The sequence below is a fragment of the Nocardia sp. NPDC059240 genome, from assembly GCF_042753865.1.
Lineage (GTDB): Bacteria > Actinomycetota > Actinomycetes > Mycobacteriales > Mycobacteriaceae > Nocardia.
This window is the reverse complement of the sequence record NZ_JBHZAC010000013.1, coordinates 253,167-259,645: the sequence shown is the minus strand read 5'-3', so window position 1 is coordinate 259,645 and position 6,479 is coordinate 253,167. Positions and strand designations below refer to the sequence as shown.

General features: G+C 68.3%; 6 protein-coding genes. 4 read left to right on the top strand and 2 right to left on the bottom strand.

Features of this window, described 5'->3' with window-relative positions:
* Positions 1 to 95: 95 nt before the first annotated feature.
* Complete coding sequence (locus tag ACFXHA_RS37630) at positions 96 to 1,517, bottom strand: alkaline phosphatase family protein (protein ID WP_379364819.1); 1,422 nt, start codon at positions 1,515 to 1,517, stop codon at positions 96 to 98.
* Positions 1,518 to 1,966: 449 nt separating this feature from the next.
* Here ACFXHA_RS37630 and ACFXHA_RS37625 point away from each other — a divergent pair, with 449 nt between their 5' ends.
* The 4 genes from ACFXHA_RS37625 (at position 1,967) to ACFXHA_RS37610 (ending at position 5,787) form a co-directional block, all read left to right on the top strand.
* Positions 1,967 to 3,208, top strand: coding sequence for a cysteine desulfurase family protein (locus ACFXHA_RS37625; protein WP_379364817.1), 1,242 nt, complete (start codon positions 1,967 to 1,969; stop codon positions 3,206 to 3,208).
* On the top strand, positions 3,209 to 4,324 hold the full coding sequence (gene mnmA, locus ACFXHA_RS37620; RefSeq protein ID WP_379364815.1) for a tRNA 2-thiouridine(34) synthase MnmA: 1,116 nt from the start codon (positions 3,209 to 3,211) through the stop codon (positions 4,322 to 4,324).
* A 71-nt stretch (positions 4,325 to 4,395) separates the two neighbouring features.
* Positions 4,396 to 4,674 (top strand): hypothetical protein, encoded by a 279-nt coding sequence (locus ACFXHA_RS37615; protein ID WP_379364813.1) that lies wholly within the window; start codon positions 4,396 to 4,398, stop codon positions 4,672 to 4,674.
* Between the two features lie 69 nt (positions 4,675 to 4,743).
* Positions 4,744 to 5,787, top strand: a complete 1,044-nt coding sequence (locus ACFXHA_RS37610; protein WP_379364811.1) for a methionine synthase — start codon at positions 4,744 to 4,746, stop codon at positions 5,785 to 5,787.
* A 33-nt stretch (positions 5,788 to 5,820) separates the two neighbouring features.
* Here ACFXHA_RS37610 and ACFXHA_RS37605 read toward each other — a convergent pair whose 3' ends face one another.
* Positions 5,821 to 6,327 carry a TetR/AcrR family transcriptional regulator gene (locus tag ACFXHA_RS37605; protein WP_379364809.1) on the bottom strand — a complete coding sequence of 169 codons (507 nt, stop codon included), beginning with the start codon at positions 6,325 to 6,327 and terminating at the stop codon, positions 5,821 to 5,823.
* Positions 6,328 to 6,479: the final 152 nt, after the last annotated feature.

Sequence of the window (6,479 nt, the reverse complement as noted above, 5' to 3'; positions counted from 1 at the left end):
CCCCGCCGCTGCCAATTACCCCCCCCCCACCGCCCCCGCGCCCGCGCGGGGCCTACGCCGAACGCCCCCCCGCCGTCGACTGGTTTATCGGATGATCAGTGGCCGGACCAGATGTCGTTGACCGTGGCCGCGTAGCGGTCGTTGTTGGTCAGGGGGTGTAGGCCCAGCGCGGTGTCGATGGTGCGCAGCAAGCCGTACTGGTCGGTGCGCTCGGAGCTGGTGGAGCCGGCCTTCACCGTGTTCTGTGAGCCGAGCACGAGGGTGGGGACCCGGTTCGGGAACAGGGGGCCGAAGGCCTTGGTGGCACCCTCATCCCAGGTCAGGATGAGCAGCGAGCGCTGCTGCTTCCAGGCGGGGGAGTTGAAGATGGTGGGCAGGGTGGTGCTGAGCCAGCTGTCACCGGAGGCGACGCCGCAGCCCTCCATGTTGTGGCATTCGTTGGCGGCGAACCAGACGAAGTTCGGGGTGGTGGCCGTCGACTTCAGGTCCGCCGTCATCTGGGTGAGCGGCTGCAGGTGCGCCGCGCAGTAGGTCGGGTCGGACTTCATGTTCTTGAAGTACAGGAACGGCAGGTCGTCCTGGTAGTACTGGCCGTGGGCGGTCTGGTCGCAGTTGCCGTTGGCGTCCTCGGCGTAGCCCTTCCACGTCTTGTGCGCGGCGTCGACGCTGGTGCCGATGTGGTTCGCGTCGAGAGTCGTTGTGGTCACGCTGTTGTCGACCAGCCCGTAGAGGCCGCCCGCCGCCAGTGCGACATAGTTCGGGTCGCTCGGGTGCGTGGTGGCGTAGGACTGGGTCAGCGTCGCCGCCTGCGGCCGCAGGCCATTGATATAGGGGGCCAGGGGATTTCCGATGATGCCGGTGAGGCCGTCGTAGTCCTGGTTCTCCATGTAGACCACGAAGACGTGGTCGTATCCAGGCACGGTGGTGGCGGGCGCGGTCAGCTTCGGTGCGGGCAGGGAGGCGCCGATGGTGAACGACAGGTCGTCGGCGTAGCCGTCGTTGGTGTCGCCGTCGGTCCAGCTGTAGTTCAGCTGGATCTTCACCGAACGGGTCCCCTTGGGCAGGGTGCCCTTCGTATCACGCTGCAGCAGACCGGTTTTGAGTCCGCGGTCGATGCTGCTCACATCGTCGCACTCGGCCGACCCGAGCTGGTTGCCCGAAGCACCGAGGAACGTCGCGGTCATATTGACCCGATCGTCCTGCGCGCCATAGCCGCCCAGCCACCCGTTCAGGTCGAAGCTCACCCCACCCTGGTCGATGGCCGACCCGGCGCCCGACACATTGATGGTCTGATCCATCTCGGCATTACCGGTGCCACCACCGGCGAAGAACTTCTGACCCCGGTTGGCCGGCCCCGGCGAGGACGCGTCCGGCCACCCCGGCTGCCCGTAACACACCGCATTCGGTTCACCCTTGCCGATGTTCCATCCCGGCAATGTCATCCCGTCCAGCCCCTTGGGCGAGCACTGCGCCACCGCCTCGGCATCACCGTCGACAATCAGATTAGGGCTGGTCACAGCCGCATCCGCGACACTCGACGTAACCGCCGACCCCCCGACCGCGGCCAACAAGGCCGCAGCCGCCAAGGCAAAGCCCTTGCTTCGATACTTCCGAACGCCGTTGTGGCGCATAACTGTTCCTCACAGGTCGATCTTGAAATGCGACCCGAATGAAACAGGTTCCAAGCATCGAGTTGGTCATTCGTCCATGACCGTCCGATGAACCCGACGAAGACAGCTGAGGTACGAAACCTCACCCCCGCCGCGTGAGTCGTGTCACGGCCGAACCTGGGTGGGCGGGGCTTCGTGCTAATCACAGTGGCTCGTGTTTGCGTGGTCGGTGGGGTGGCGGGGCCGCTGGAGTGGAGGCGGATGTGTGGGCTCGGGTGTGGGCGGGCCGTGCCATGCGGGCGGTGCGGGGATGGCGGGAATATCGGCGCGACGGTGGCGGCTATCCTTGGACGGTCATGAAGTCGGCTTTCCCGGGTCCGGTCGGTGCCCAGACGGTCTACCTCGATCACGCGGCCACTACTCCTATGTTCCCGGTCGCGGTCGAGGCGATGTGCCATGCGCTGGGGACGACGGGGAATGCGTCGTCGTTGCACGGGTCGGGGCGGGCGGCGCGGCGGATGCTCGAGGAGGCTCGGGAGTCGATCGCGGCGGGGCTGGGGGCGCGGCCTTCGGAGGTGATCTTCACTTCGGGCGGGACCGAGAGCGACAATCTGGCGCTCAAGGGGATTTACTGGGCGCGCCGGGACGCTGATCCGAAGCGGACGCGGATTCTGGTGAGTTCGGTGGAGCATCACGCGGTGCTGGACACCGTGGAGTGGCTCGAGCAGCACGAGGGCGCGCGGATCACGTGGCTGGAGTGCGACGCCCAAGGCGTCGTCTCGCCGCGGACACTGCGCGACGCGCTGGCCGCATATGCCGCGGAGACGGCGCTGGTGAGCGTCATGTGGGCCAACAACGAGGTCGGGACGATTCAGCCGATCGAGGAATTGGCGGCAGTGGCACAGGAATTCGAGGTGCCCATGCACTCGGATGCCGTGCAGGCGGCAGCGCAGCTGCCCATCGATTTCGCTCGGAGCGGGCTGGCCGCGGCCTCCTTCGCGGGGCACAAGGTCGGCGGTCCGCACGGAGCCGGGGTACTGCTGCTGGGCCGTCAGGTGCCGGCGGTGCCGCTGCTGCACGGTGGCGGGCATGAGCGTGATCTGCGTTCGGGGACCTCGGATGTGCCTGCGGCGGTGGGGCTGGCGGCGGCCGTCCGCGAGACCGTGGCCGGATTGCCCGTGCGCACGCTCGACCTGGAGCGGCTGCGTGACCGGCTCATCGACGGCGTCCGCGCCGTCGTGCCGGAGGCGGTGCTCAACGGCCCCGATCCGCTCCGCGAGGGGGCGACCGGTGCGCAGCGCCTGCCGGGCAACGCCCACTTCACGTTCCCCGGCTGCGAGGGCGATTCGCTGCTGATGCTGCTGGACGCCGCCGGGATCGAATGCTCGACCGGATCCGCGTGCAATGCCGGTGTGGCCGGTCCCTCCCATGTGCTGCTGGCCATGGGTGTGGAACCGGCGCTGGCGCGCGGATCCCTGCGATTCACCTTGGGACACAACTCGACCGACGCCGATATCGATGCCCTGCTGGCGGCGCTGCCGCAGGTGGTCGAGCGGGCGAAGGCGGCCGGTTTGGCCGGAGCGAAGGGAGGCTTCTAGATGCGAGTGCTTGCCGCGATGAGTGGTGGCGTTGATTCCGCCGTGGCGGCCGCCCGTGCCGTGGATGCCGGCCACGAGGTGGTCGGCGTGCACCTGGCACTGTCGGCGAACCCGGGCACGCTACGCACCGGATCGCGTGGCTGCTGCTCGAAGGAGGATTCCGGCGATGCCCGCCGGGCCGCCGACGTGCTCGGAATCCCGTTCTACGTCTGGGATTTCGCCGACCGGTTCAAGGAGGACGTGATCGACGACTTCGTCGCCGCGTACGCCGCCGGTGAGACCCCCAACCCGTGCCTGCGTTGCAACGAGAAGATCAAGTTCGCGGCGCTGGCCGATCGCGCGGTGGCGCTGGGCTTCGACGCCGTGGTCACCGGGCATTACGCGCGCCTCGAGGACGGCGTGCTGCGCCGGGCCGTGGACGCGGACAAGGATCAGTCCTACGTGCTGGCGGTGCTGACGCCGGAACAGCTGTCGCGCGCCATGTTCCCGGTCGGCGACACCCCGAAGCCGCAGATCCGCGAGGAGGCCGCCGAGCGCGGTCTCGCGGTCGCGAACAAGCCCGACAGCCACGACATCTGCTTCATCCCCTCCGGTGATACCCAGGCGTTCCTGGGCGCGAAGATCGGTATCCGCCCGGGCGCGGTGCTCGACGCGGACGGCACCAAGCTGGCCGATCACGAAGGCGTGCACGGGTTCACCATCGGTCAGCGCAAGGGTCTGGGCCTGCCCGGCCCGGCCGCCGACGGCAAGCCGCGCTACGTCACCGATATCGACCCGGATTCCGGTGTGGTGCGGGTGGGTTCGGCCAAGGATCTCGAGGTGTGGACGGTGCTGGCCGAGCGCGCCATCTGGACCTCCGGCGAAATCCCCGCCGGCCCGATCGAATGCGTGGCCCAGGTGCGTGCCCACGGCGGTACCGCCGCAGCGGTCGCTGAGGCCGTGGACGGCGGGCTGGTGGTGCGCCTGCGCGAACCGCTGACCGGTGTGGCGCGCGGCCAGGCCGTGGTGCTCTACCGCGTGGACGCGGCGGGCGACGAGGTGCTGGGCAGCGGCACCATCTCCGGGACCGAACGTGAACCTCACCCGAGCGAACTGCTCGCGGAAAGCGGCCGGTGAGCGACCGCGGCTCGCGCGCCCGCGCGAAATCATATGTGGCTCAACAAGTTCATTCGGTCAGGTCCGGTCGTGTGGTGTGGGCCAGCGGCATGCCGCAACCCGCGCGTCTGCGCCCGCGCCGTAAGGCCCGCCGGGGCCGCTTCAGCGCCGTGCATCCGGCGGGCGTCACCGAGCAGCCGCAGCAGCTGGCCCGGACCGACACCGGTGAATTCCGGCCGGGTGACCCGCAACCCGCCCCGAGCGACGGCTCCGAGCGTGCGAGCAAGACCTGGGACTGGTTCGTGAACGCGACTTGCTGGGACTGGTACGAGAATTCGAGCGGCCCGGACCGCGGCGACACCGACGAATAGGCCGTAGCGACTCCCCGCGAACGCGCTGCGACCCGACCGATGAGTGCTACACCGACGAATGAGGTTGCAATGACCAACGCTGGCGACGCGCCGGTTCTGCGCGGGGGCATCGCGACCGGTATCGGGTCGTGGCCCGGGACCGATCCGCGCGAGGCGGCGGCAACCGTGGTGGGGGAGCTGGGTCAGCTGCCGCACCTGGTCGAGTTGCCCGCGCGCGGTGTGGGCGCGGACATGCTCGGCCGTGTTTCTGCCCTGTTGGTGGACATGCGGTTCGACAGCACCACCCGCGGTTACCGCCTGGCGGCGCGACCCGGCACGGTGGCACGGCGGGCGCACGATCTGCTGCGGACCGACCTGGACGCGCTCGAAGAGGCTTGGGAAATCGGTGGTTTCGCCGGTTCCGGGCATTCGGTGAAGGTGCAGGTGGCTGGCCCGTTGTCGGTGGCGGCGGAGGTCGAGCTGCCGATGGGGCATCGGATTCTCACCGATTCCGGTGCGCTGCGGGATCTTTCGGAGTCCATGGCCGAGGGCATCGCGAATCATGTTGCCGAGGTGGGGAAAAGGCTGGGCGCACAGGTTCTGCTCCAGATCGACGAGCCGGATCTGACGGCCGTGCTCGACGGCACCCTGAAGGGCGTGAGCGTGCTGAACACGGTGCGCGCCATGCCCGAACCCGAAGCCTTGCACGTGCTGGACACCCTGATCGCTCGTCAGTCGGTGCCCGTCGTGGCGCACACGTGTTCCGACAAGCCGTCGCTGCGCTTCCTGCGCAAAAGTTCTGCCGCCGCGGTGAGCTTCGATCTGGCGACCATCGGCACCGCGAACCTCGACAGCATCGGCGAATTGCTGGACGGCGGAAAGCATCTGGTCCTCGGCCTGGTGCCGACGGCCCCGCCCGCGAAGCCGATCACTTGGCGTGAGGTGGCCGAACCCGGTGTGCGGCTGATGGATCGGCTCGGATTCCCACGCCGGTTGCTGGCCGAACAGGTGCTGGTCTCCCCGGCGTGCGGACTGGCCGGTGCGCCGCTGACGTGGGCGCGCGAGGCGCTGAGCCTGGCCGCCGAGACGGCGCGCGTCTACGCGGAGGATCCGGAGTCGTTGAGCTTCGAGTGAGGTTCGGTGAATCCGCCTGCACGGCAGGTGGATTCACATCCGATCGAGGATGCTCAGCGCGATGGCGACGGACGCGGCATTGCTCTCCTCGTCCGGTAGCGGCAGATCGCCCATCATGGACAGGCTCCAGCTGATCGCCAGCAACGCCTGGCGGGCGTGGAAGATGTCCATGGGTTCTGTACTGGGTGCGGCCATCAGGTCGGCCAGTACCCGGAACTGGTAGCGCAGGCTGGTGCCGAAGCCGAGATCGCGGAAGGCGGGCTGGTTTTCGGCCCAGAACCGGATCATGTCCTTGCCGAGACTGTGCAGCAGATCCCCGTAGCGGGTCACGATCTCGCGGGCGCGTTCCGATCCGGGCGGGGCGGATTCGGCCCAGCGCACGATCTCGTCGATGCCGCCGCGCAGATCCTCCGACAGGCTCGCGACAATGTCTTCCTTGGTCCGGAAGTGGTAGTACAGCGCCGCTTTCGTGACGCCCAGGCGTTCGGCGATCTCCCGCAGCGAGGTCTTCTCGTAGCCGCGTTCGGAGAACAGTTCCATGGCGACGGACCGGATCCGTTCGCGCGTGTCACTGCGACGCCCGTCCATCGATTCCCTTCCCGCTGTTTCGCCCAACTGCCTTGACGACCGGCAAGTAAGCAGCCTACCGTCTGTCTCACCGGCAGATACCTAGCCGGGCGGCAAGTTAATTT